This window comes from Streptomyces sp. TRM49041 (assembly GCF_008271805.1).
Lineage (GTDB): Bacteria > Actinomycetota > Actinomycetes > Streptomycetales > Streptomycetaceae > Streptomyces.
Genome location: NZ_VSRY01000107.1, coordinates 29,529 through 50,372, shown reverse-complemented (window position 1 = coordinate 50,372; position 20,844 = coordinate 29,529). Strand labels below are relative to the sequence as shown.

The following is a 20,844-nucleotide window of genomic DNA, read 5'->3' as shown; positions in this document are numbered from 1 at the left end:
GACGTCGCCGCCGCGAACTCCCGCCGGAGGTCGGTGGGGTGGTTCGCGGGGGTGCGGCCGCCGCGGGACCGCGATGACGGCGGTGACGGGGAATCAGGCGCGCGTCGTCAGTTGGACGGCTGGGTCAGATGGCTGAACGCCTCTAGGTTGCGGGTGGACTCGCCGCGCGCGACGCGCCACTCGTACTCCTTGCGGATCGCCGTCGCGAAGCCCATCTCCAGAAGGGTGTTGAACGAGCCGTCCGCCGCCTCCAGGACCGAGCCCATCAAGCGGTCCAGCTCCTCCGGGGTGACCGCGGAGAGGGGCAGCTTGCCGGTCAGATAGATGTCGCCGAGACCGTCGACGGCGTAGCCGACGCCGTAGAGCTTCAGGTTGCGCTCCAGCAGCCAGCGGTGGACGCCCGGCTCGTTCTCCTCCGGGTGGCGGATCACGAAGGCGTTCAGAGAGAGCGAGTGGTTGCCGAGGCGCAGGGACAGCGTGGTGGAGAGCTTGTTGGTGCCGGGGAGCGTGACGACGTACGAGCCGGCCTCCGGTGACTCCCAGGCCAGGTCGGCGTCGCGCAGTGCGGACTCGATGATCTGCTGTGCGTCAGCCATGGGGCGAGCGTACGCGACGGCGGTGCTCGTGCATCGCAGCCGCGTACACGTCGGCCGTGGCCGACGCCGCCCGGTCCCAGCCGAACGACCGCGCATGCCGCGCCGCCGCCTCGCCGAGGCGGGCGGTGAGGGACGGCCCGTCGGCGAAACGGGCCAGTACGCGCGCGTAGTCCGCCGGGTCGTGGCCCTGGACCAGGAAGCCGGTCTCGCCGTCCCGTACGGCCACCGGCAGGCCGCCCACCGCGGCCGCCACGACCGGGGTGCCGGCCGCCTGCGCCTCGATGGCGACCAGCCCGAAGGACTCGCTGTGCGAGGGCATCACCAGGACGCTCGCCGCGCGGAACCAGTCGGACAGCTCCTGCTGGGCGACCGGCGGGTGGAAGCGCACCACGTCCGCGATGCCCAGGCGGCACGCCAGCTTCTGGAGCCCCTCCGGCCGGGCCAGGCCGCTGCCGCTCGGGCCGCCCACGACCGGGACGACCAGGCGGGAGCGGAGGCCGGGGTCCCTGTCCAGGAGGCGGGCGGTGGCGTGGAGGAGGACGTCCGGGGCCTTAAGAGGCTGTATACGGCCCGCGAAGAGCGGTACGAACGCGTCCGCCGGCAGGCCCAGGCGGGCCCTCGCCGCCGCCCGGCCGTCCGCGGGGCGGAACCGGTCCAGGTTGACGCCCGGGTGGACGACGGCCACCTTCGCCGGGTCGGCCTCGTAGTGATGGATCAGCTCCTCGGCCTCGCCCGCCGTGTTGGCGATCAGCCGGTCGGACGCCCGTACGATCTGCGTCTCGCCGATCACGCGCGCGGGGGGCTCCGGGGTGTCGCCGTCCGCCAGCGCGGCGTTCTTGACCTTGGCCATGGTGTGCATGGCGTGCACGAGCGGCGATCCCCACCGCTCGGCCGCCAGCCAGCCGACATGGCCGCTGAGCCAGTAGTGGGAGTGGACGAGGTCGTAGTGGCCCGGCCGGTTCCGCGCCCAGGCCCGCATGACGCCGTGTGTGAAGGCACACAGCTGGGCGGGCAGGTCCTCCTTGTTCAGCCCCTCGTATGGGCCCGCGTCCACATGCCGTACGAGGACGCCGGGGGCCAGCTCCACGGCCGGGGGCAGCCCACCCGCGGTGGCGCGCGTGAAGATCTCCACCTCGACATCGATCGCGGCGAGACGTTTCGCCAGCTCCACGATGTAGACGTTCATGCCGCCCGCGTCGCCCGTGCCGGGCTGGTGCAGGGGAGAGGTGTGGACGCTGAGCATGGCGATCCGGCGGGGGCTCCGGTGACCCCGGGTGCCGCGGTGGCGGCCGGGCAGCCTGAGCCGGGGCGGCGGTACCAGGGTGCCGGCGAGCCGGGACACGTACTGGCTCACGTCGTCGGTCCTTCCGCTCAGGGGCAGGGGGCAGGGGCAGGCGTGACAGGCACGGCGTGGCATGACGAAGGAGAGGGGTCGGGCTCCTCTCCGTAGGCGCTCAACAGCGGAGGGGGCCCCTTTCATTTCCGCCCCCGCCCCCGCTTTACCAATTCATTACGGGCCGGGGTTCCACATGAAGGGGGTCGCGGTCACAAGAGTCCTGGAGTCCTGGACCTGGGTGCCCTTTCCGCAAGCGTTTACGCTCGTCCCCATGGCCCCGCGTACGACCCGCCCTGTCGGCACCCCCACCCGCGGGACCACCAATCCGAACCGGCTGCGCCGTATGGACCGCTGGATCGCCGCCGCGCACGGCCCCGCCCTGCGCCGCGCCGCCGCCCCGCCGGTCGCCGTCGACCTCGGCTACGGGGCGGCACCCTGGACGGCCGTCGAGCTGCTGGCCCGGCTGCGCCGTGACGCCGATCCGCGCGCGCGAGTCGTCGGCGTCGAGATCGACCCCGGGCGGGTTGCCGCTGCCGAGCCGTACGCGCGCGAGGGCCTGTCGTTCGCGCACGGCGGCTTCGAGGTGCCGGTGGACGGGCCGGTCGCGCTGATCCGGGCGGCGAACGTGCTGCGCCAGTACGACGAGGACGGGGTCGCGGAGGTGTGGGCGCGGCTGTGCGGGCGGCTCGCGGCGCCGGGCGGGCTGCTGGTGGAGGGGACGTGCGACGAGATCGGGCGCCGCCATGTGTGGGTCGCGCTCGGGCCGGAGGGGCCGCGCACGGTGACGTTCGCCACGCGGCTCGGCTCCCTGGAGCGGCCTTCCGACCTGGCGGAGCGGCTGCCCAAGGCGTTGATCCACCGGAACGTGCCGGGTGAGCCGGTGCACGCGTTTCTGCGGGACTTCGACCGGGCGTGGGCGGCGGCCGCCCCGTACGCGTCGCTGGGCGCCCGTCAGCGGTGGATCGCGGCGGCCTCGGCACTGGCCGCGGACTGGCCGCTGGTGGACGGGCGGCGGCGGTGGCGCCAGGGGGAGCTGACCGTGCGGTGGGACGCGGTGGCACCGCGGGGGTGGGCGGGCCCGTAGCGGGGAGGGAGCCGCGTTCGTACGACTTATGCCCTCCGCCTGTGGAAGACGGTGCACGGCCCGCTGAAAGGGCCTGTTACTTTCCCGAGTGACATGGCACGATCGCCACGGCACAGATGTTACTGACGGTTAGTCAGATGGCGCGTGCCGCCTGGTCGGTCGACGTCCGGAGGGGGAAGCTTGTGAACCGACGCCACCGCGTCACTGTCGCGATCACCGTGGCGTGCGCTCTGACCGTACTGGCGGCGCCCGCGTACGCGGCGCCCGAACCGACAGCGGGGCCGGGCGCGTCGGCCACCCGGCAGCCGGAGAAGAGCCTGGAGGAGGTGCGGGCCGAGATCGACGGCCTGTACCGGCAGGCGGCGTCCGCCACCGACGCGTACAACCTCGCCGAGGAGCAGGCGAAGAAGCAGTCCGCCGAGATCGTGAAGCTCGCCCAGGCGATCGTGGACGGCCAGGCCCGGATCGAGGAGCTGAAGCAGCGGGCGGGCGCGGCGGCCCGCGCCCAGTACCGCAACGGCGGGATTCCGGAGGAGGCCAAGCTGGTCCTCACTGACGACCCTCAGCTCTTCCTGGAGAGCGCCGGCCGCCTCGTACAGGGCCAGAAGGCCACGCGCGACCTGCTGACCGAACTGCAGCGGCGCCAGGACGACCTGGAGACGTACACCAGGGACGCCAGTACAGAGTGGACCAGGCTGGAGGCCAACCGCGCCCGGCAGGCCCAGACGAAGAAGCTGATAACCGAGAAGATCGCCGCGGCCGAGAAGCTGGAGTCGCAGCTGGAGGCCGCCGAGCGCGAGCGGCTGCGGAAGCTGGAACAGCAGGCGCAGTACGCGGCCCAGACGGCGTGGCTGGAGTCGGGCGCCCTGAAGGAGATCAACCGCAGCGCGAGCGCCCAGGGCAAGGCCGCCATCAGGTTCGCGACGGAGCAGATCGGCAAGCCCTACGTATGGGGCGCCGAGGGCCCGGACTCGTACGACTGCTCGGGGCTGACGCAGCGCGCCTGGGGCACGGCCGGCCGGGGCATACCGCGTACGTCGCAGGAGCAGTGGCGGCTGCTGCCACGGATCTCGGTGAAGGACATGCGGCCCGGCGACCTGATCATCTACTACGCGGACGCCTCGCATGTGGCGATGTACATCGGCGACGGCGCGATGGTGCACGCGCCGAGGCCGGGCAGGCATGTCACGGTGGCGGGAGCCGGCTCGATGCCGATCCTGGGCGTGGTCCGCCCGGACAAATAGCGGCAGAAGCAGCCATATCACCAGGGTCCATCCCCATGACGGGTGTGACCGCGGGTAGGTCACACCGCCGCGTGATGTTTCTCATGAGGGGGTGCCCAACTACCTCCCCATGCGGGGCATATGCCGTGGGCTCTTCGGTGATCACCATTCCGTTCGAGCGCCGGGTGCCGCTATGGTCCCCGTCGGCGGGGTGTCGTCCGGCGCTCCACCCGCACCCTCGGGGGGAGGGAAGGAAACCGAAGCGATGCCCGTACCCGCGCCCCTGCCCGCTCAGCGACAGAGGGTGAATGCGCTCGACGTGTCGAGTGGCGACCTCACCCTACTGGTGATCGAGGACGATCCTGCGGGCACGTTCACCGTCCCCGAGCTGGTCGACGCCGCCGGCGGCCGCGTCCGTATCCGTACCGCCCGGAACCTCACCGAGGCAGAGCGGCTGCTCACCGACGATGTGCACTGCGTCCTGGTCGACCTCGACCTCCCCACCGACGCACGCCGCGCCGAGGACCCGCTGGCGCCGCTGCGGCACGTCCTGCGCGTCGCCCCACGCCACGCCGTCCTCGCCCTGGCCACGTCCGAGCGGGCCGAGCTGGCGGCGGAGGCCGTACGGGCCGGGGCGCAGGACCGGCTGTTCCGCGAGGAGCTGGACGGGCCGCTGCTGAGCCGGGCCATCCGGTACGCGGTGGAGCGGAAACGCGCGGACTCGGTACAGGTGAAGCTGGCCGAGTCGCGGCTGCGGGCCCAGGAGAACGCCCGCCTGGAGCGCGGCCTGCTCCCGACACCGCTCCTCCAGGGCTCCGACCTGCGGTTCGCCGCCCGGTACCGACCGGGCCGCTCGCGGGCGCTGCTGGGCGGCGACTTCTACGACACGGTGCGCACCCCGGACGGCACGGTGCACGCGATGATCGGCGATGTGTGCGGGCACGGCCCGGACGAGGCGGCGCTGGGCGTGGAGCTGCGTATCGCGTGGCGGGCGCTGACGTTCGCGGGCCTGTGCGGCGACGAGCTCCTCTCCACACTGCAGCGTGTACTGGAGCACGAGCGCGAGAGCGACGAGATCTTCGCGACGCTGTGCACGGTGGACATCGCGCCGGACGGGCGGCGCGCGGGCCTGTGCCTGGCCGGCCACCCCGCTCCGCTGCTGGCCCGCCCCGGCTGGGCCGCCCAGCTCCTCCCGTACGAGGACGGGGGCCCGGCGCTGGGCCTGCTCCCGCGCGCCCGGTGGCCGCGGCGGCAGGTGGAGCTGGGCGGGGCGTGGAGCCTGATGATGTACACGGACGGCCTGATAGAGGGCCGCTCGGCAGGCCCCGGCTCGCCGCGGCTGGGCCAGGAAGGCATGGTCGAGATGATCGACCGCCAGCTGGCGCGCGGCATGGGCGGCGAGGAACTGCTGGAGGCCGCCGTGGCGGAGGTCCGTGAACTGAACGGCGGCGAGCTGACGGACGACGTGGCGGTGCTGCTGCTGGACAGGGCGGGGCGCTAGGTCGTACGGGCGGGGCTGGTCATTACATCCGGGCCGGCCGCCCGGGGGCGAGCCCGCGAGCGCCGCTGAGGCGAGAGCCCGTAAAGGCCGGGGGCGCAGAGGCCGCCGAGGCCGAGCCGCCCGGGCGCTTCCGGACTACCGGCCGCCGTTGTAGGGCCCGTACGGCCCGTCGCTACTGGAGCCCTTGCGGCCGCCACCACCGCCCGAGACCTGCTGGAGGGCGGGGCGGACGTCAACCATGAAGACGATGGTCGCGATGAGTCCGGCGATCTGAAGGATGAGCATCGGCAGGAACAGGTCCACAGCCACCGTGACGCCCAGGATGATCAGCCAGAAGGTCTTGCTCTGCTTGCTCGCAGCCCGGTAGGCGTCCTCGCGCGCCAGGGCCGCGAAGACCAGCGCCACGACCGCGAACACGAGCATGGCGACGAAGAGCAGCCCGATCAACGAGTTGAAACCGGACATCAGCATGGTGAGCACCGCCTAGTAAGTGGATGGAGCGCCTCGCGGCCAAGGTACCGGTACAACGCTCCGGCGTCCGTGAATGTGCCCGGCCGGGCTGGTCTGCAACCCGGCCGGGCGGCGCCGGTTACTTCTCGCCGGAGGGGGTGGCCTTCCGGGCGGCGGGCTTGCGGGCGGGGGCCTTCTTGGCGGCGGGCTTGGCCGAGGCGCCGGCGGTAGCCGTCTTCCCGGCCGCCGGTCCACCGTCGGCCTTCTCCTCGCCGCCCTTCTCCTGCTCCGCCTTCTTCTCCCCCGTGCGCGGGGCGGGCTCCGGCTCGACGGCGACGGCGATCTCGGTGATCTCCTCGGCGGCCTCACCGCGCCACGTCTTGACGGTCTGCTCGCCGTGCTCGGCGACCTTCTCGTACGCCTCACGGGCCTTGACGGCGTACTCGGCCGCCACGCCGACGCTGCGCAGCGCCAGCCCCTGGGCGGTCTCGCCGAGCTTCTTCAGGTCCGTGTCGAGGCCGCCGACGATCTCGCTGAACTTCGTCTGGAGGGTCGCCTGGGCCTCCTTGGCCTGAGTGGTGACCTTCTCCTGGACCGCCTTCGGGTCGGTGTTGCGCACCGCGTCGATCCGGGCCGGGGCCTCGGCGGCGATCCTGCGGGCCTGCTGCACGGCAAGGTCGGCGGTACCGGCGGCGAAGTAGAGGGGCGTGCGCAGCTCGTCGATGATGGCCATGGTCTGGGGTCCTCCCGCGTCGCGGAGTCAGAGTTCGGTAGTTCCAGTGCCTGCTCCGGCATCACTGCCACCGCTGTCCGCCTCGAGCGCGTTCTCCTTGCGGAACGACTCGTAGATCTGGAGCAGCACCTGCTTCTGCCGCTCGTTGATCGACGGGTCGGCGAGGATGGCGGCCCGCGTCTCCAGCTCCTCGCGGTCCCGCTCGTCCAGGATCCCGGCGCGTACGTACAGCGTCTCGGCGGAGATCCGCAGCGCCTTCGCGACCTGCTGGAGCACCTCCGCGCTCGGCTTGCGCAGCCCGCGCTCGATCTGGCTCAGATACGGATTCGACACCCCGGCCGCCTCCGCGAGCTGCCGCAACGACAGCTGCGCGTTGCGCCGCTGCTCGCGCAGGTACTCGCCGAGACTGCCGACGTTCAGTGATGCCATGCCTCGATGGTGCACCACACTCGCTAACAATTGCAAGCACATGCTTGCATCTGCTAGCCGTGGCCGCCGCAGCCCCATGAGCCTGAGCACGATGGTTGTCACTTGAGCAGAACAACTGTCACCGCTCGGCTTGGCGGACTCCCGTGCAGGCGAGGACTGCGCCGGCGTCGTCGGCGAGGAAGAGCATGAAAGCCCACGTCCGGTCCGGTGAGAAGATGCAGCCGATCCTGACCTGAGCAGCTTCGAGCTGGGTGAGGATGTCGACGGTGGACGGCAAGGCGAGAGTCTCAGTACCTCGCTTCCTCGCCCGTCGGAGGCGAGCCGCGTAGATGCCGGCAAGCTGCTGACTGGGAACGCGGCCGTCCCATACGACGAAGTCGCCTCCGTCGAGAAGCGCCGCTCTGGCGGGTTCGCAGGCCGTGGTCCGGTCGCCCAGCATCCCGGCGAGTTCCGCCCGGTCCGTCTGTCGTCCTCTCGCGTGCGGTCCCGTCGTCCGCTCAGTCGTCGAAGTGGAGCTCAGGTCGGGTCCAGAGGGTGAGGTCGCTGCTGGTGGCGACCGCGAGGGTCAGGCCGGAGGGAGAGAAGCCGGCCGCACGGAGTTCCGAGTACTCGGAGTGGAAGATGTGCCACCACGTCCCTCCCGTCGGGCCTTTGTGGGCCCCGCCGTCGGCGGAGAGGATGACGCGGTCGTGGGGCCACTCGGGGTTGACGACGTCCAGGGTCCAGCCGTCCGGTGTAGTGCTGTGAAGGCCGCCGCCGAAGAGACCGGCGATGCGCACCGGGGAGCCTGCGACCGGGCCGAGCCCGGGGCAGGCCAGGTCCGGGTGGGCGTCCGGGGTGCTCGTGTCGGGGTCAAGGTCCCGGTCGCGGGCGATCTTCTCTCCGGTGACCGCGTCGAAGAGTCCATGACCGTCGCTGGACACGACCATGACGAGGTCGTGGCCGCTGTCGGGATGGACGGCGAATCCGATACCGAGGAGGCCCCCGATGGGCGTCCTGCGGTCCAGCACCGGCTGCCACGGCTCCGGGGCCGGCAGGACGGGGGCGGCGAGGTGGCGCTCGCGCAGCTTCTGCTGGTACTCGGTGATCAACTCGTCTCCTCGGTGCGATTCGCGTCGATGGTCTCTCGCGCAGCAGCCCACGTCGACTCGAATTCTTGGCGGGCTGTCTCGGCAACGCCGTCCGCTTCTCGCCAGCCGTGCAGGGTGCCTTCCGCGAGGACGCCGTACTGCCGCTCGTAGGAGGCCATGGCTGCGAGGTCACCGCGGTCACGGATCTCGATGACCTCCGCCAGCGAGGCTGCGGTCACGGGCTGGCGCTGAAGTCCTTGCAGGTCGACGTGCCGTAGCGCCCGTTCCTCGTCGTCAAGTTCGAAGTACGACCAGATTTCGCTCTCGTCGTCGTAGGTGCGGATCCAAGTCGTCACGCTCGCGTGATCTCTCAGCGGGAAGACGACGACTTCAAACCGTACTTGCACGAGCGGTGGGCGGTGGGCCGAGGGCTGCACGAACGCCTGGACCCTCTGGAAGGAGATCCAGACCCACGGATACGCAGGCGGATATGGGGCCGTCCGCGCCTACCTCCGTCCCTTCCGCAACGCCGTGCCGGGTGGTCGGCCGCCGTCGCCTCGGACCGTTGCCGGGTGGATCCTGACCCACCCCGACGCCCTACCGGAGACCAACCGTCTGAAGCTCAAGTCCGTCCTCGCCTGCTGCTCCGCGCTGGACGCCCTCGCCCGACACGTCCGCTCATTCGGGCAGATGCTCACCCAGCGCCTGGGAGAACGGATCCCCGAGTGGATCGCGGCGGTCCTAGCCGACTGCCCGGCCTGCACACCTTCACCAGCGGCCTCGAACGCGACCTCGCAGCCGTCACAGCCGGCCTGACCCTGCCCTGGAGCTCGGGTGTCGTGGAGGGCCACGTCAACCGCATCAAGATGATCAAACGCCAGATGTACGGTCGGGCCGGCTTCAATCTGCTGCGCAAGCGAGTCCTGTTGGCGGCCTGAGCCCCGGTTACATACTGATCCAGCAGTACAACCGGTGGCCGCGAACGGATGCCCTCTCCGCGAGGGCGGCAAGATCCTCCAGGAAGCCCGTGAGCCCACTCAGGTCCGACTGAGCGTTGAAGACACCCGACGCAGACCAACCGCGTGCCACTTCGCCCAACTGCTTCCGGTCGAAACGGGCGAGGGAGTTACAAAAGGAATCCGTGAGCGACAGCGTGACGACTTCTCCGTCACCCACCATCCCGACCAAACGCCCATGCCGCGGATCAGCCTCGATGGCGTCGGCAGTTCGCCCAGTAACGAGTATCTCGGCCGGCAGCAACGCGACCACCGGATCGACGCCCTTCACGACGAATGAGTCGTACCCCGTTCCCATCGGCTGTCCGTCCGCACGGACCACAGCGCGAACGGCGTCTTCGTCATCAGCAGCGGCGTAGTAGCCGAAGAGAGCTCCCATACAACCGATCATGACACCCAGACCAACTGACAGTCGGACCCAACCATGGATCACCACGCAGCGTCACCGACCACAGAATGTGTGCCAGAGCCAGAACCCGTTCTCATGGACGGAGCCACACGCTCTCGCGGACCATCACGGGCAGCACTGTGGTGTCCAGCGCGATCACCTGTCCGTGCCGGTGGACGAGCACGTGCCCGTTCTTCGCGGGCAGTTCGGCCGAGCACGCGTAGCGCTGGCGGGCCTCTGGCCCGGCAGTCCGGCTCCCCCACGGGTGTGCGTCGCAGGTCGTCCGGGCCGCCGCGATAGCCGCCGCGCATCGGCGTACGGGTGCGGCGACCGCCCGGGCGTCGCCCGTGGGCTTGGGCGGGTCGTCGGGGCACCGTTCGGCGGCGTTCAGGCGTCCTGCCCAGGGCACTCGGTCGTGACGACACGCAGCGCTGTCAGTTCCTCCACCGCCGCCGCGCACTCGGCGCCGCTCGCCGCCGTCAGTACCGCCATCCCCAATCGGTCCGCCGACGACCTGAGCGGGGAGACCGGGTCGCCCGGCTCCACCGCGACGTCCCACTCCACCACCCGCGCACGCCTCGTCGGCGTCGGCCGGGGCGCCACCGTGGTCACCTGGCCCGGCGGCGCGGTGAAGAAGACCGTCGCGGCGGCGGCCGAAGGGGCGCCGGGCTCCGTACGCGGGGGCTCCCCGACCGCCCAGCCCAGCGCGGCGCGCCGCCAGTCGACGCCGCTGGTGAGCCGTACGAGGTCGGGGATGCCGTCGCCGCCCGGGCGGTTGTGCGTCTCGATGACCGTCACACGCTCGCCGTCGACCTTGACCTCCGTGTGCGCGGGGCCGTCCGACAGCCCGACGGCGTCCAGAAGCTCGCCCACCGCCTCCTCCACCCGGCGCCGCCCTGCCGCGTCCAGGGAGGGCGCCGGCATGATGTGCGCGACCTCAACGAACCCCTCCGCGGTCGTCCGCTTCTCCGCGATGCCCACGCACGTGTGCCGACCGGACGAGGACAGTGTCTCCACGCTGAACTCGCGGCCGCCGACGTACCGTTCGAGCAGCGTCGCGGGTGTCCTGCGGTCCTCCGGGAGGTCCGCCAGGGCCGTCACGAGCGCCACCGCGTTGCTACCGGTACCCGCCACCGGCTTCACCACGACGGCGCCGCCTCGCCCTTCGCCACGCCCGCCGTCCCCGACGCCCCCGACGCCCCCGACGCCCCCGACGCCCCCGACAGGCTCGCCGAACAGCCTCGCCACCGCCCCCTCGTCGTCGCCCGCCGCGAAACCGGGCGGGTTCAGATGCGGCGCCTCCCGCTCCAGGACCCGCCGCATCTCCCGCTTGTCGCGGGTGGCCCGTACGACCTCAGGCGGCACCCCCACCACCCCGAGGCGCCGCGCCGCGACGGCCGCCGGTTCGAGCCCGAGTTCGGTGAGCGAGACGACGGCCGACGGGGCGAGCGGGCGTAGTACCTCGTCCACGAACGCCAGGAACGTCGGGCCGTGCTGGTAGTCGACGGAGTGGTACGCGGCCGCCGCCACGTCCAGGGGCGGAGCGCCCGGCAGGCGCACATGGACCACGTCCACCGGCAGCGTCGCCGCCGCGCGGGCGACCGCCGCGTCCGCGCCGACGACGACGAGGGTCACGACGGCCTCACGACGGTATGTACGTATGTACCTCGGTGCATATCCCCCCGCTCCACGCGCCTGATCGTAGCGGCACACCCCCGGCCGTCACCCCGCCAAGCACCGGGCAGGTTCGGCCGATTCCGGCGCCCGCAGAACCCGCTCCCCCTGGCCGTCGGCCCCGCCGGGCGGCGGCACGCGCCCGGGCGCGGGTCCGGTCCTGCGGGATCGCCTCGTGCCCGTACACCGCCCCCGCGAAGCCACCGGTGACCGTCGCCACCGCGTCGGTGTCCCCGCCGACGTCGACGGCGACACGCAGGGCGGCCCCGTACGTCCCCGTCGTCCGCAGCGCCCATACGGCGGACCCGCCGCCCGGCTGGGGGAAGCGCGCGTAGAACGCCCCGCCAGGCCCGAACTCTCCGGACCATAGCTCCCGACGGGTGACACAGCCCCCGTGCCGGTCGGGTGACCCCGCTCGCCGGGGCACAGACTTCTCGTGAACGGACCCGAGGTGAACGATGTGGTGGCCACCCTGCTGGCCGGTCTCAGCGACGAGAACCGGGACTGGCTGGCCCGACAGCCCGTGGAGCTACGTCGGCAGATCGCCGAGGACTGGGGCGCGGGCGCCGGTACGGCCCCGGGCGCCGAGGGGCCGCTCCGGGGCGGCCTCCAGCAGGATCCGGACGAGTACGTCTCGACCCTGCGGCTCATGAGTCCCTGAGTCCACGCCCGTCCCTGAGACGCCCGTCCCCGGGGCGTGGCCCTCGGCGGCGTCGCCCGGTTCCGCTCCCTCGACATGGCGCGACGCCGGTCCTCGCCGGGCACGTCGGTCCTCGCCGGGCACGTCGGCGCGAGCCTGGCCGCCCGCAAGCTGCTGTCGACCACCCTCGTCCTCGGCTCGTCCTCGGCCTCGGCGTCGGCGTCGCGTTCATGCTCGGCTTCCGTCCGGCGGCGGGCCTCTTTCGGCGGCGGCCGGACTGCCGGCGCGGACGCCGGAGGCGGCGAGCGGGTTCACCTTCTTCCGGATGAGGACCCGCTGACCGGGCCCCTCCGTACCGTCAGAAGATGTCCGGGCACCACGCCCGACGTGACGCCCTGAACAGCACATCCGCCCGCGCGGCCGCCCCCTCCGTCGACTCCTCGACCCGGCCCAGCGCCACCAGCCGCGCCACCGACTCGTCGCCCAGGTACAGCGCCCCCAACTCGCCGACGTCCAGCGTCAGGTCCGCCGAGGCGGTGGTGGGGGCGCACGCCGCGCCCTCCGGGGAGGCGTCCAGCCGGTACCGGCCGCCGGCCATACCCGCCGCGTCCCGCACGTCCAGGACCAGCGACCCGGACGTCCCGTAGGTCCGTGTCTCCAACGCCCGTACGACGTCGAGGATCCGCACCCACAGCATGTCCGCGTACGTCAGCACCCGGGCCGCGCGCGGGTCCGGGAGCAGCATGGGCAGGAGGTCGTCGGGCGCACGGTCGCCGCTGTCCACGAACGTCACCCAGTCGATCGCGCACACATACCGCCACAGCGCCAGCTCGGCGGCCGGGGTGACCGCGATCAGGTCCCGTACCGTCGCGGTGTTCAGCGGCTGCTTGCTGTCCTCCCACTTGTCGTCGCAGGCATATGTGACATACCCCTCCAGCTCGCCGGACGCCGAGCGGTACATGGCGTGGAACGGCTCCGTCCAGGGCTCGCTCGGCGGTACGTTCCTGCCGGTACGGCGGTCCCAGTCGCGCGGCGTGCGGCTCACCATGCCGTGCCGCACGGCCCTGGCCCTGTCGTACGGCTCCGGGCCCAGTTTCCGGACCGTCCCGCCGTCGACCAGGTCGATCCGGCCACCGTCCGCCGGGCCCGACCAGCGCGGGTCGAGGCCGGTGCGGCGCACGTCGACGCTCCACCGGGTCAGCCGGCTGGCCGGACCGAAGCCGAAGCGGCCGTAGATCGGATACTCGGCGGCGATCAGCGTCGCCAGCACGTCACCCCGCTCGCGCGCCTCCGCCAGGTCGGCGCCCATCATCCGCCCCAGCAGGCCACGGCGCCGGTGCGTCGGCGACACGGTCACGCTCGACACCGCGCACGCCGGCACCGGGGCGCCCCCGACGGCCGTCACCTCCTGCGCGAACGACCGGTACGTCGCCACGCACCGCCCCGCGTCGAACGCGCCCCGCATCCGCGTGAAGTCCTGGTACGGCAGCCGAGCCGCCACATCCTCGTCCGAGGGGGTGGGCGCCCGCAGAAACCCTGTGTTCAGGGCACGGAGCCAGTCGGGGAAGTCGCCTTCGACAAGGGTGCGTACGACGACGTGGTCACGGTCACCGGAGCTCATGCCGCCACGCTAGACAGCACCACCACCCCCGCGCACCCGGGTTTCCCACGCCCGCGGCGCGTCCACCGCACACCCACCACCTGGTGCGCGGCGTACCCGGAAGAACGGCACGGCGCGCACCGGGGCGGACCGGTGCAGACCGGGACCGGTGCAGACCGGTGCGGGCGGTCAGCCGCGCCGGTGCGGGCGGTCAGGACAGGAGGTCGTCCACCTGGGCCTCGCCCTCCCGGTAGCGGCGGGCGATCTCCGCGCTGCAGTCGTCCGCCGTCCGCTGGAGCTCCTGCCGCCGCCGCGACACCTGCTGCTCGTAGCGCGCGAGCCGGCCCATCGCCTCGTGCAGCTCTTCGTCCGTACGCGCGTCGAGGTCCGACAGCTCGACCTCGGCGAGCATCTCGGCCGCCAGCACCCGGTACGCCTCGCTCCGCGGCGTGGACAGCGTCAGGTGCCGCGCCGAACCGGGTCGGCGCCGCGACGGCGCGTCGGCGAGGATCTCGGAGAGCCGGTGCACCACCGGCACCTCGGGCGCGGCGCGGCGCGCCAGCTCGGCGCGGAGGATGTCGATCCGCCCCTGCAGCAGCCGCCGCACATAGCTCAGATCGGCTTCGTCGGTGTGCGAGTCACGGCGCAGCGCACGCAGCTCGTCGAGGCGCAGCGCCTTCAGGTCGATCACCAGGGCCGGTCCCGGCGGCATGACCGCCTCCAGGGCGGCGAGGGCCCCGACAGTCCTCGTCGTCCCGGCGGTCGGGGGCTCGGCGGCGGTCCGCTGTATCGGCGGACGGGACCGCTCGAACCCTGAACCCGAACCTGCACAGGTGATCGATGCGGGGCCGGGCGTCTGCCCGGCGCCAGGTGTGCTCATGGTGTTCCGTCCCCTCGACCGGTGCTTCAGGCGCACCGCCTGACAGGCATGGTGCCACTCCCGCATGCGATGTGCAGGTGCTCTGCACCCGTTCGGCCCTCGGTAAGTTGGGGGGTATGCGAGCAGTGGTACAGAGAGTGGACGGCGCGCGGGTCGACGTCGCGGGCGAGACGGTCGGGGAGATCGTCGGCGAGGGGCTGTGCGTCCTCGTCGGCGTCACGCACGGGGACACTCCGGAGAAGGCCGCGCAGCTGGCCCGCAAGCTCTGGTCCGTCCGCATCCTGGACGGCGAGAAGTCCTGCTCGGACGTGAATGCACCCTTGCTGGTGATTTCGCAGTTCACCCTCTACGGGGACGCCCGGAAGGGCCGCCGCCCCACCTGGAACGCGGCGGCGCCCGGCGAGGTGGCGGAGCCGCTGGTCGACGAGGTCGTGGCGCGGCTACGGGAGCTGGGGGCGACGGTGGCGACGGGCCGGTTCGGCGCGGAGATGCGGGTCTCGCTCACGAACCACGGCCCGTTCACCGTGCTCGTCGAGGTGTGACCGAGTAGCCGCGTGACCGAGTAACCGTGACCGGGTGTGACCGGGTGACGGGGTGACCGGGTGACCGCGTAACCGCGTGACCGGTCGAGCCGTGACCGGACGCGGCCCCGGGCACGGCTCACCGACCACCGACCTGCTACGGCTCGACGACCGGTTCCTGTGCCGCCGCCGTGTCCCCCGCCAGCAGCGGCGCGTCCACCGGCACGTTCCGCTTCACCAGGGCGAGGGCGATGGGGCCCAGCTCGTAGTGGCGTACGGCCGTGGTGACGAAGCCGAGCTGCCTGCCCTCGGGACCGTCCGAAGCGAGCCGTACCGGGGCGCCGTGCGCGGGCAGGTGGACCTCGCTGCCGTCCAGGTGCAGGAAGACCAGCCTGCGCGGCGGCTTCCCCAGGTTGTGGACACGGGCGACGGTCTCCTGGCCCCGGTAGCAGCCCTTCTGCAGATGGACGGCGCTGCCGATGAGGCCGATCTCGTGCGGGATGGTGCGGTGGTCGGTCTCGTACCCGAGCCGCGGCCGGTGCGCCTCGACACGCAGCGCCTCGTACGCCAGCATCCCGGCGAGCGGGCCGTGCTTCCCGGCGTACGCCTCCAGGTCGCCGCGCGGCAGGAACAGGTCACGGCCGTGCGGGGTCTCCCGTACGACGACACCGTCCGGCACGTCGGCGATGGAGCCGGCGGGCAGGTGGACGACGGCGTAGTCGTCCGTACGGTCGGCGACTTCGACCCGGTAGAAGAACTTCATCGACTCCAGGTAGGCGAGGAGCGCGCCCTGCGTACCGGGCTCGACGTGCGCCCAGACTGTCGAGCCGTCGTCGACGAGGTGCAGGGCGTGCTCGATGTGGCCGTTCGCGGAGAGGATCAGCGCGTCGGTGGCCCGGCCGGGCGGGAGGTCGCTGACGTGCTGGGTGAGCAGCAGATGCAGCCAGCTCAGCCGGTCGTCACCGCTGACCGTGACGACACCGCGGTGGGAGAGGTCCACGAGGCCGCTGCCCGCGGTGAGAGCGCGCTGCTCCCGGAACGGGTCGCCGTAGTGCGCGGCGACACCTTCGTCCCGCCCCTCGGCGGGGACGGCGCCGGGCAGGGACAGCAGAGGGCTGGTCGGTGAATGTCGCTGCATGGCGTCCAGCCTACGACCCGGTGTTCGACGCCTCTTCCGTCCCGTCCGCCTTGTCCATCTTCTCCGTGCAGTCCCGGCACCGGCCGTAGATCGCGAAGTGCTTCATGTCGGTGTCGAAGCCGAAGGAGTCGAGGAGCTTACGGGTGAACTCGGCGGCCACCGAGACATCCGCCTCGATGACGCCCGTGCAGTCCCGGCACACGAGGTGGAGGTGGTGGTGGCGGTCGGCGAGGTGGTAGGTGGGCGCGCCGTGACCGAGGTGGGCGTGGCTGACCAGGCCCAGTTCCTCGAGTAGCTCCAGCGTCCGGTAGACGGTGGAGATGTTCACGCCGGACGCGGTCTTCCGGACCTCGGTCAGGATGTCGTCGGGCGTCGCGTGCTCCAGCACGTCCACCGCCTCGAGGACGAGCTGACGCTGGGGGGTCAGCCGATAACCGCGCTGCCGGAGATCGCTCTTCCAGTCGGTGCTCACCACGCGCTCCAGTGTATGAGCACCGACCGGAATGACCAGGGCTACTTGAAGAAGGCGATGCCGTCGTCCGGCAGGTCACCGAGGCTCTTGGCCATGGCCTCGACCTCTTCGGGCGTGACGACCTTCTTCAGGTGCGCCGACATGTACGGGCGGAGCGGCACCTCAGGGGTGGCCTTCTCGCCGACCCACATGAGGTCGCTGTTGACATAGCCGTACAGCCGCTTGCCACCGCTGTACGGGCCGGAGGCGGCGGTCCGGGCGACGGCGTCGGTCGCGAGGTCGATCTGGGGCTTCTTCTCGGCGAGCTCGCCGTACCAGATCTCGACGACGCCCTGGTCACGGACCATGACGACCTCGACCTTGCGGTCCTTGGCGACGCGCCAGTAGCCGCTCTCGCTCTCCAGGGGGCGGACCTTGTTGCCCTCGGTGTCCAGGACCCAGGAGCGGGAGACATACTCGATGAAGTCCCGGCCGTCGTGGCTGAACGTCACGGACTGGCCGAAGTTGCACTTCTCGGCGCCGGGGAAGTCGGAGACGCCCGCGCCCTCCCACGTGCCGAGGAGGAACGCGAGGGGGACGAGGTCCGGGTGCAGGTCGGACGGGATCTGGATCATGATGTCAGGCTGCTCTGGCGATCTGTGCGGGTGCGGGTGGTCAGCGCTGGCCCTGGTACAGCTTCTTCACGGTCAGCCCGGCGAAGGCGAGCACGCCGACGCAGACCAGAACCAGCAGGGCGGAGAAGAAAGCCTCAAGCACGGGGTGCTCCTCGGTGGGCGGTGGGACGGTATACAGGGGCCGGGACCCAGCCTAATGGGTCGGGACCCGGCCCTCTGTGTGAGGTACGCCCGGCTCAGCCGAGGAGCTGGTTCTGCAGGACGACCGTCTGGTGGAACGGCACCTCCGGGGTGCCGCCCTTCTTGGACTGCACGACCAGGGCGAGGGTGTCACCGGCGACGACATACCCCTGCCGGGTCTGCTCCGGGCCGTACGGCTCGGTCTCCCGGAACACGTACGAGGACGTGTCCATCTCCTCCGGCAGGGTCCAGCGCGGGTCGTTCTCCATGTCGGCGGCACCCTGCAGGGCGGCGCCGGAGGAGCCGCCGAACCCGAGGTCGTCGTCCTGGAAGGCCCGGGTGAAGGCGCCGGAGTTGAACTGGAGCAGGTAGACGCGGGTGACCGTGCCGTCGGGCATGGTCCAGCCGCGGGCGGCGATGTGCCGTACGGCGTGGTCGGTGAGCGCCTGCTTGAGCGCGGGGCGCTTGTCGGCGTCGTACTCGGCGAGGTACTGGTCGACGGTGACCCAGCCGCCGGCCAGCTTCTTGTCGACCGTGGCCCCGGCGGGGGCGGGCAGCAGCAGCTTCCGCAGGTCGGCGTAGTGGTTCTCGCCGTTGTTGCCGTCGCTGAACGGCCGTGGGACCCCCGCGGGCAGGGCGGGCAACGAGAGCTTCGGGTACTCCCAGCGCCCGTCCTTCTCGGTGGCGAGCCCCGGCACCTCGTGCCGTTCCATCCCGGCGATCCCATACGCGGCCCCGGCCCCGAGCCCCCCGCACACGAGGGCGGCCACGGTCCACCGGGCCACGGCCCACGCGACCCTCCGCCCTCGGCCGCTGCGGCCGGACACGGCGGGCGGCGCGTCCTCGGCGGGCGGCGCGTCCACGGGCACGGCCTCCGCAGGCGCGTCATCGGCCGGCACCGCCTCCGCGGGCACGGCCTCCGTGGGCACGGCCCCCGCGGGCACCGCCTCACCAGGCGCGGGCACCGCCTCACCAGGCGCGGGCACCGCCTCACCAGGCGCGGCATCCGCCGACGGGGCCGGTGTCGCGGCGGCCGGCCCGGCGGGCGGCGCATCCACGGGCGCGGTGGCCTCCGGAGCCGCGGGCGCCTCGGCGGCCGGAGCCGGCGTCACGTCGCCGGACGCCGCCTCGGGGGACGTCGACACGGTGTCCGGGGTGGTGGTCTGCTCGCTCATACGTACTCCCCCGGGCTTGCGATGTGGTCGAGTTGCTTCTTGACCAGTTCGGCCACCTCGGACTTGTCGAAGGGCTTCGTGCCGTTGGCGGTGATGGTGACCTGGATGCCGTCGGTGTACGCCATGCATTCCATGCCCGCCAGCTCCGACTTGTGCTCGTCCCTGTCGTAGGAGGGGGCCAGGTAGCACGCGGCCTTCTTGTGGCCCTCGATCTTCGGGCCCTTCTTGAACTCCAGCAGCTCGGCCAGCTCGACGCGGAGCTTGTGCGCGTCGTGGATGCGCTTCTCGTCCTTCATGCGGAGGATGTGGACCTGCACCAGCAGGTCGTTCGAGGACGACAGATACGAGCGCATCGCCATGCCCTGCACGCCGAGCTTCTCGATCCGCTTCTCGAAGTCGCGGCGCTCCTTGCCGGCGAGGCCGCGCCCGGCGTCCTTCATAAGCTGAGTGGCCTGCTTGCCGCTGACCTCGCCGTCGTTGCCGTACTCGCCGATGTCCGGGCCGAGCCGGTACGAGGCAGGGACCGGCAGCAGCAGCTTGCTCATCGGCGTGGACGACCCGCCCTTGACGCGCGCGTCGCCGGCCGGGTCCTTCGCGGGCTCGGGCGCGTCCTTCGCCCACAGGGTGGTCGGCACCGTCCGGTCCGCACCCTCGACCGTCTTCTTCGTGTACGCCACACCGCCGCCGACAGCGCCCAGCACCAGCACCGCCGGGAGGACGACACCGAGCACGCGCCGCATACGGGAACGGGGCTTCGGTTCCTCGGTGGTCACAGGCGCTCCAGCTGTCGTTCGGCCAAGGTGCGGATGTCCTTCTCGGCGATGCGTTTCGTGTCGTAGAGCCAGATGTCGACCATCACGTCCCCGCGGTGGAAGACCGCCCTGGCCTTGTAGAGCGGCAGGTACCCGGGCTCTCTGTCCGGCTTGTCGTACACGTAGTAGCGGCCGTCGGCGGTGCCCTTCAGGAGGGTGCCCCCGTTGCCCGCGCCGTTCTTCGAGTAGGGCATGTAAGCCCGCTGGCCCTCGGCGTGTTCGGCGGCACCCGCGTAGTACCCGGACCGGAACTGCACGAGCCTGACGAGTGTCGTCCTGTTGCCCTTGGCCCAGCCGATGTCCGCGACCCGCCGCAGCCCCTCCTCAGCGAGCTGCTCGAACATGTAGTCGTCGCTCTCGAAGGTGAGGGCGTACGAGGTGAGGTCGGACCACGTCCCGTCGGCCGGCAAGCCGTCGGCGTCCTCCGCGCCCTTCGGCTTCGGCACGAGCAGTTTGCGCAGGTCGCCGTCCGTCTTGGCCCGGCGGTCCTCGGCGGCGCTCAGCGGGGCCGGTTCCTGGCCCTTCGGCAGCGGCTTCGCCGGGTACGCCAGTCCGGGCTGGCTCAGGGCGGGCAGCGGTGTCGGCGGGCGATCGGCCTGGATCTTGTAGCCGACGGCCGTACCGCCGACGAGCCCGATGACCGACGCGGAGGCGATCAGCAGCGCCGTACGGCCCCAGCGGCGCCGTGGCGCGGGCGCGGTCGCGCTCACCGGCACCTGCGGCTCTACGAGCGGCTCCGGCGGCGTCGGCGGCTGCGGCTGCGGCTGCGGCGACAGCGACAGCGGCTCCGGCTCCGGCGGTCTTTCTGCGGTGTCCAAGAGGGTCCCCCCACGAGACCTAGAGGCATGCGTTCCGATTGGTTGTACGCCTCAGTGACATGTACAGGGAGATCAGGGTTGTACGCACGCGCATTACAGTTCCGCATATGGCGAAGAAGCTCGTGATCAAGGTGACAGCGGGGGCCGACGCCCCCGAGCGCTGCTCGCAGGCGTTCACGGTGGCGGCGGTCGCCGCGGCCAGTGGCGTGGAGGTGTCGCTCTGGCTGACCGGGGAGTCCTCGTGGTTCGCGCTGCCCGGACGGGCGGCCGAGTTCGAGCTGCCGCACGCCGCGCCGCTGCCGGATCTCATCGAGGGCATCCAGGCGGCCGGGCGGATCACGCTGTGCACCCAGTGCGCGGCGCGGCGCGAGATCACCGAGAAGGATGTGATCGAGGGCGTACGGATCGCGGGCGCCCAGGTCTTCGTGAGCGAGGTCATGGGGGACGGCGTCCAGGCGCTCGTCTACTGAGCGCTCGTCCACTGCGCGCTCGTC

At 71.9% G+C, this 20,844-nt stretch carries 27 protein-coding genes; 7 read left to right on the top strand and 20 right to left on the bottom strand.

The window, feature by feature from the left end; all coding sequences use genetic code 11:
• Positions 1-107: 107 nt before the first annotated feature.
• Together FVS66_RS13020 and mshA are read right to left on the bottom strand one after the other, a co-directional pair.
• On the bottom strand, positions 108-596 hold the full coding sequence (locus tag FVS66_RS13020; protein ID WP_149181350.1) for a YbjN domain-containing protein: 489 nt from the start codon (positions 594-596) through the stop codon (positions 108-110).
• Positions 589-1,950: a D-inositol-3-phosphate glycosyltransferase gene (gene mshA / locus FVS66_RS13015; protein ID WP_149181349.1), complete on the bottom strand. Its 1,362-nt coding sequence runs from the start codon at positions 1,948-1,950 to the stop codon at positions 589-591. Before mshA ends, FVS66_RS13020 begins: the two co-directional genes overlap by 8 nt.
• 253 nt (positions 1,951-2,203) lie before the next feature.
• On the opposite strand from mshA, the gene FVS66_RS13010 reads away from it, so the two are divergent.
• The 3 genes from FVS66_RS13010 (at position 2,204) to FVS66_RS13000 (ending at position 5,740) form a co-directional block, all read left to right on the top strand.
• Positions 2,204-3,016, top strand: coding sequence for a class I SAM-dependent methyltransferase (locus tag FVS66_RS13010; protein WP_149181348.1), 813 nt, complete (start codon positions 2,204-2,206; stop codon positions 3,014-3,016).
• Between the two features lie 182 nt (positions 3,017-3,198).
• On the top strand, positions 3,199-4,260 hold the full coding sequence (locus FVS66_RS13005; protein ID WP_149181347.1) for a C40 family peptidase: 1,062 nt from the start codon (positions 3,199-3,201) through the stop codon (positions 4,258-4,260).
• A gap of 244 nt (positions 4,261-4,504) precedes the next feature.
• Entirely contained in the window at positions 4,505-5,740 is a 1,236-nt protein-coding gene (locus FVS66_RS13000) for a response regulator (protein WP_149181346.1), read from the top strand.
• A 135-nt stretch (positions 5,741-5,875) separates the two neighbouring features.
• On the opposite strand, the gene FVS66_RS12995 is transcribed toward FVS66_RS13000, so the two are convergent.
• From FVS66_RS12995 to FVS66_RS12970, 6 genes are all read right to left on the bottom strand, one after another.
• Positions 5,876-6,211 (bottom strand): DUF2516 family protein, encoded by a 336-nt coding sequence (locus FVS66_RS12995; protein WP_149181345.1) that lies wholly within the window; start codon positions 6,209-6,211, stop codon positions 5,876-5,878.
• A gap of 118 nt (positions 6,212-6,329) precedes the next feature.
• On the bottom strand, positions 6,330-6,923 hold the full coding sequence (locus FVS66_RS12990) for a hypothetical protein (RefSeq protein WP_149181344.1): 594 nt from the start codon (positions 6,921-6,923) through the stop codon (positions 6,330-6,332).
• Between the two features lie 27 nt (positions 6,924-6,950).
• Entirely contained in the window at positions 6,951-7,352 is a 402-nt protein-coding gene (locus tag FVS66_RS12985; protein WP_149181343.1) for a helix-turn-helix transcriptional regulator, read from the bottom strand.
• Positions 7,353-7,470: 118 nt separating this feature from the next.
• Positions 7,471-7,629, bottom strand: coding sequence for a hypothetical protein (locus tag FVS66_RS35895; RefSeq protein ID WP_262386967.1), 159 nt, complete (start codon positions 7,627-7,629; stop codon positions 7,471-7,473).
• Positions 7,630-7,849: 220 nt separating this feature from the next.
• Entirely contained in the window at positions 7,850-8,443 is a 594-nt protein-coding gene (locus FVS66_RS12975) for a hypothetical protein (protein ID WP_149181341.1), read from the bottom strand.
• On the bottom strand, positions 8,440-8,778 hold the full coding sequence (locus FVS66_RS12970) for a hypothetical protein (protein ID WP_149181340.1): 339 nt from the start codon (positions 8,776-8,778) through the stop codon (positions 8,440-8,442). The genes FVS66_RS12975 and FVS66_RS12970 overlap by 4 nt, the downstream gene beginning before the upstream one ends.
• 369 nt (positions 8,779-9,147) lie before the next feature.
• Here FVS66_RS12970 and FVS66_RS12965 point away from each other — a divergent pair, with 369 nt between their 5' ends.
• On the top strand, positions 9,148-9,360 hold the full coding sequence (locus FVS66_RS12965) for a transposase (RefSeq protein WP_149181339.1): 213 nt from the start codon (positions 9,148-9,150) through the stop codon (positions 9,358-9,360).
• Positions 9,361-9,367: 7 nt separating this feature from the next.
• Here the strand turns inward: FVS66_RS12965 and FVS66_RS12960 are convergent, their stop codons facing one another.
• From FVS66_RS12960 to FVS66_RS36810, 4 genes are all read right to left on the bottom strand, one after another.
• Complete coding sequence (locus tag FVS66_RS12960; protein WP_149181338.1) at positions 9,368-9,817, bottom strand: hypothetical protein; 450 nt, start codon at positions 9,815-9,817, stop codon at positions 9,368-9,370.
• Positions 9,818-9,920: 103 nt separating this feature from the next.
• Positions 9,921-10,235 (bottom strand): hypothetical protein, encoded by a 315-nt coding sequence (locus FVS66_RS12955; protein WP_149181337.1) that lies wholly within the window; start codon positions 10,233-10,235, stop codon positions 9,921-9,923.
• Positions 10,214-11,461 (bottom strand): ATP-grasp domain-containing protein, encoded by a 1,248-nt coding sequence (locus tag FVS66_RS12950; protein WP_149181336.1) that lies wholly within the window; start codon positions 11,459-11,461, stop codon positions 10,214-10,216. Before FVS66_RS12950 ends, FVS66_RS12955 begins: the two co-directional genes overlap by 22 nt.
• A 7-nt stretch (positions 11,462-11,468) precedes the next feature.
• Positions 11,469-11,927, bottom strand: coding sequence for an ADP-ribosylglycohydrolase family protein (locus FVS66_RS36810; protein WP_399225443.1), 459 nt, complete (start codon positions 11,925-11,927; stop codon positions 11,469-11,471).
• Positions 11,928-11,936: 9 nt separating this feature from the next.
• On the opposite strand from FVS66_RS36810, the gene FVS66_RS12940 reads away from it, so the two are divergent.
• Positions 11,937-12,161 (top strand): hypothetical protein, encoded by a 225-nt coding sequence (locus tag FVS66_RS12940; RefSeq protein ID WP_149181335.1) that lies wholly within the window; start codon positions 11,937-11,939, stop codon positions 12,159-12,161.
• Positions 12,162-12,498: 337 nt separating this feature from the next.
• Here FVS66_RS12940 and FVS66_RS12935 read toward each other — a convergent pair whose 3' ends face one another.
• On the bottom strand, positions 12,499-13,761 hold the full coding sequence (locus tag FVS66_RS12935) for a GNAT family N-acetyltransferase (protein WP_149181334.1): 1,263 nt from the start codon (positions 13,759-13,761) through the stop codon (positions 12,499-12,501).
• Between the two features lie 190 nt (positions 13,762-13,951).
• Complete coding sequence (locus FVS66_RS12930; protein WP_149181333.1) at positions 13,952-14,620, bottom strand: ABC transporter substrate-binding protein; 669 nt, start codon at positions 14,618-14,620, stop codon at positions 13,952-13,954.
• A gap of 116 nt (positions 14,621-14,736) precedes the next feature.
• Here FVS66_RS12930 and dtd point away from each other — a divergent pair, with 116 nt between their 5' ends.
• Positions 14,737-15,162, top strand: coding sequence for a D-aminoacyl-tRNA deacylase (gene dtd, locus FVS66_RS12925; protein ID WP_149181332.1), 426 nt, complete (start codon positions 14,737-14,739; stop codon positions 15,160-15,162).
• A gap of 136 nt (positions 15,163-15,298) precedes the next feature.
• Here dtd and FVS66_RS12920 read toward each other — a convergent pair whose 3' ends face one another.
• The 6 genes from FVS66_RS12920 to FVS66_RS12890 all read right to left on the bottom strand — a co-directional run bounded on the left by FVS66_RS12920 (position 15,299) and on the right by FVS66_RS12890 (position 20,350).
• Positions 15,299-16,279 (bottom strand): folate-binding protein YgfZ, encoded by a 981-nt coding sequence (locus tag FVS66_RS12920; RefSeq protein WP_149181331.1) that lies wholly within the window; start codon positions 16,277-16,279, stop codon positions 15,299-15,301.
• Between the two features lie 10 nt (positions 16,280-16,289).
• Entirely contained in the window at positions 16,290-16,754 is a 465-nt protein-coding gene (locus FVS66_RS12915; protein ID WP_149181330.1) for a transcriptional repressor, read from the bottom strand.
• Positions 16,755-16,792: 38 nt separating this feature from the next.
• Positions 16,793-17,365: an FABP family protein gene (locus FVS66_RS12910; RefSeq protein WP_149181329.1), complete on the bottom strand. Its 573-nt coding sequence runs from the start codon at positions 17,363-17,365 to the stop codon at positions 16,793-16,795.
• A gap of 236 nt (positions 17,366-17,601) precedes the next feature.
• A complete protein-coding gene (locus FVS66_RS12900; protein ID WP_316248180.1) occupies positions 17,602-18,720 on the bottom strand; it encodes a hypothetical protein in 1,119 nt (372 codons plus the stop codon).
• Positions 18,717-19,493 carry a hypothetical protein gene (locus tag FVS66_RS12895; RefSeq protein WP_262386966.1) on the bottom strand — a complete coding sequence of 259 codons (777 nt, stop codon included), beginning with the start codon at positions 19,491-19,493 and terminating at the stop codon, positions 18,717-18,719. Before FVS66_RS12895 ends, FVS66_RS12900 begins: the two co-directional genes overlap by 4 nt.
• Positions 19,490-20,350: a hypothetical protein gene (locus FVS66_RS12890; RefSeq protein ID WP_262386965.1), complete on the bottom strand. Its 861-nt coding sequence runs from the start codon at positions 20,348-20,350 to the stop codon at positions 19,490-19,492. Before FVS66_RS12890 ends, FVS66_RS12895 begins: the two co-directional genes overlap by 4 nt.
• 107 nt (positions 20,351-20,457) lie before the next feature.
• Here FVS66_RS12890 and FVS66_RS12885 point away from each other — a divergent pair, with 107 nt between their 5' ends.
• Entirely contained in the window at positions 20,458-20,820 is a 363-nt protein-coding gene (locus tag FVS66_RS12885; protein ID WP_149181328.1) for a DsrE family protein, read from the top strand.
• Positions 20,821-20,844: the final 24 nt, after the last annotated feature.